The sequence below is a fragment of the Candidatus Stygibacter australis genome, assembly GCA_030765845.1.
GTDB classification, from domain to species: Bacteria; Cloacimonadota; Cloacimonadia; order Cloacimonadales; family TCS61; genus Stygibacter; species Stygibacter australis.
The window spans coordinates 1-3,209 of record JAVCDJ010000035.1; the positions used below are offsets into that span (position 1 = coordinate 1).

2 protein-coding genes are annotated in these 3,209 nt (G+C 37.5%); both read left to right on the forward strand.

Annotation, left to right across the window (positions count from 1 at the left end):
- Positions 1-1,421, forward strand: a 1,421-nt coding sequence (locus tag RAO94_01945; GenBank protein MDP8321092.1) for a T9SS type A sorting domain-containing protein, incomplete at its 5' end; no start/stop codon positions are given.
- Positions 1,422-1,493: 72 nt separating this feature from the next.
- The coding region (locus tag RAO94_01950; protein MDP8321093.1) for a hypothetical protein at positions 1,494-3,209 on the forward strand (1,716 nt) is incomplete at its 3' end.

Below are 3,209 nucleotides of genomic sequence, written 5' to 3' on the forward strand. Positions count from 1 at the left end.
ATATAGTGGATACTGGACAGACAGGTCTTTCACTCTATAACTGTATTGAAGGGGATCCTTTTATTTGTACATATTCTGATGATGATGTCAATCTTGTTGGGTGCATTATGGAAGGCAGCCCGTGTATTGACACAGGTAGAGGTAATTTATATGACGAAGACGGAACCATTTCTGATATGGGAGCTATACCAACGGTTGTTGATGTAAAAGAATGCGAAGGTAATCACTGGAACTGGGAAAGTTTCCCCAGAGTCGGGGAACTGCAAACCGATATTTCGGATAATGTAAGTGACATTCTGGATATGAGCGATTTATATCCCTATGATCAAGGGGCAATTATGCAAGTTGCTGCAAATATTCAACTTCAATATTCATATTATGTTACTAACTGGTATCCAGAGGTTATATTATATTCTGCAGTGGGATATAAAGTTAAGAGGTTTACGGAAGATACTTTCTATGTACCGCTGGAAGGTTACCGGCTTAGTAATACTTATCAATTCAGCCTAACAGCCAATGACGATAAATGGCTTGGTTACTGGATACCGGAGACCAGAAATATTGTTGATGCTTTTAATGATCTGTGGAGTCATGTAAAAACCATATATGCCGAAGACTGGTGCTACAAAAGACCGATAAACGGTTACAGCACTCCATCCAGCGTTACCACCGGAAAAAATCTGGAATATGGAAAAATGTATATAATTAATATGGATATTTCTACAACCTATACCTGGGATCCTCCCGGAGGCGGGGGAGTAGAACAGAATCCCGAAAGAGGTACACCTAAATATTTCTATTTTGCCGATCAGCCGGACTACCTGGCAGTAGATATACTTGATATTCCTCAAGGTATAGAGGAAATTGGAGTTTTTCAAGGCACTACCTGCATAGGGGCATCTGTTGTCGAAAGCGAATCGTTGCAGATTTTAGCTTATGTTGATCCGGAACTGAGAGATGAATATGAACTGAGTTTCCAGTTGATCAGCGAAGATCGTAATAGAACTGTAATCGAAGACTGCTGGGTCTATAATGAGAATAACGGAGAATTTGGTAAAGACAGGATCAGGATAGACTCGGACGGTTACATCCTACTTTCATTTAAAGAGGATTATCCTGCCGCTGATAGTCCCATCCCGGGATGTCATCTATACCAGAATTACCCCAATCCCTTTAATCCCGAAACCAATATCAGGTTTTATCTGAGTTCGGAAACCTCCGGAGCAGAATTAACTATCTATAATATCAGGGGTCAGGAAGTGAAGAATTATGATCTGGATTCCTATATGGGAGGAAGAGACTATGTGATAACCTGGAATGGAAGTAATAACAGAGGGGATAAAGTAAGCAGCGGAATTTATTTGTACAGATTAAGAAGCGATCAGGGATCAGTTTCCAACAAGATGGTATTGATGAAATGATCCCGTGAAATGTAAAATGTAAATAATTCAGGTGTGCGTTTCTGAGGAAACGCACACCATTTGGGAGAAAAAATGAAATTATTAATTTTGATATTTTTTATTCCTTTATCTCTATTTTCGGCATTAATAACAGTTAATCTTGATGGCAGTGGCGATTATGCAAGTGTAAATGAAGCGATGGATGCTTCTATTGCTGGAGATACATTACTGGTATATCCCGGGATTTATTATGAGAATATTCACCTTTATAAAGAAATTACCTTGATGAGTTTATATGGGATAAGCGGAGAAGAAAATTATATAGACAGTAGCATACTGGACGGCAATAGTATAACATCTGTTTTGGCAACGACACAAAATAATAGTGATTTTTTTGCCGTTGATATAACCGGATTTACTATCCAGAACGGATTTGCCCGTTCTTTTCATGATGAACACGGATTAGGTGGAGGAATATATGCTTTTGGTATAGATATTACAATAAATCATTGCAAGGTAATTAATAACAGAGCATTTATCGGAGGTGGAGTTTGCCTGTTTTGTTGTACTACCGCATCTTTATCCGCGAATGAAATAACAGGAAATACTGGCGTTACTGACGCAGGCGGAATTTTTATTCATAATACTGAATGTGATTTTAGTGAAACTGAGCTTAACAGCATATATTTAAATTATTGCGGAAAAACTAATGATATTGCTTATTCAAATGTAGATGGGTTAGTGCTTGACATTACTCTTGCCCTGTTTACCGTTTCTCAATATAACTCATATTATGTAAAAAGTTTTCAAAATCCTTCTATTGAAGATCCTCAATTTATTAATTTAAATGTTATAGATCATCTGATAGATCCAATATCAGAAGACCTTTATATCTCACCGGATGGAGATAATGAAAATAGTGGTTTATCGGAAGATCAGCCCTTGAGGACTGTGAGTTATGCTCTTGCGTTGTATGATGGAAGTAGTACGGAAACTCATACGCTGCACTTATCTGAGGGTGATTATAGTCCTTCGTCAAATAATGAGAGACTACCCTGGCATTTACACAGCAATCTGGTTTTAGAGGGTGAATCAGAAGAAAACACGATTATTTCTACTGAAGCTTATTCATGTCATATTGCGTGCACAGAATTTATGATGCAAAATATTGTGATAAGGAATATGACTCTTTTAGATGGTAATCTACTGTCAAACATCTGGGTAAATGATGTTGATGGATTCACATTGGAAAATATAACAATAAGAGAAATATTCTGGGTTGGTAATGTGATTGATATAAGTATGAGTAATGCAGTATTAAGAAATGTAAAGATTTATGATACCTTTACAGTCTGCCCTCTTGCTTTAACACACTACAGTGACCAATATATGCTGCTGGAGAATGTTGATGTAAGTGGGGTATATCAGTATGATAATGAAATATTACCAGCTGATTTGGCTTGTGGCATTGGAACAATGTCAGATACTGCCTTCGAATATGCCCGTTTTGATCTGATCAACTGCAAATTTGTAGATGTTTATACTTATAACTGCACATGGCCAGTAATGAGTTCAACCGGATGTAATTTCTCGATATTTTCAGATATAAACATGGTCAATTGCTTAGTGTCAAACACTCGGACTAATAACGAAAGAGATATGGCTATTCGTGTGATGGATTCCCGTTTGAATCTGGTGAACAGTATTGTTTATAATGTAGATAATGGGGCGATATTCAGGGATTATTATGATATGATGCTGCCTGAAATTACCGTTGATCATTCCCTTGTCCAGGGAGGAGAAGCCGGA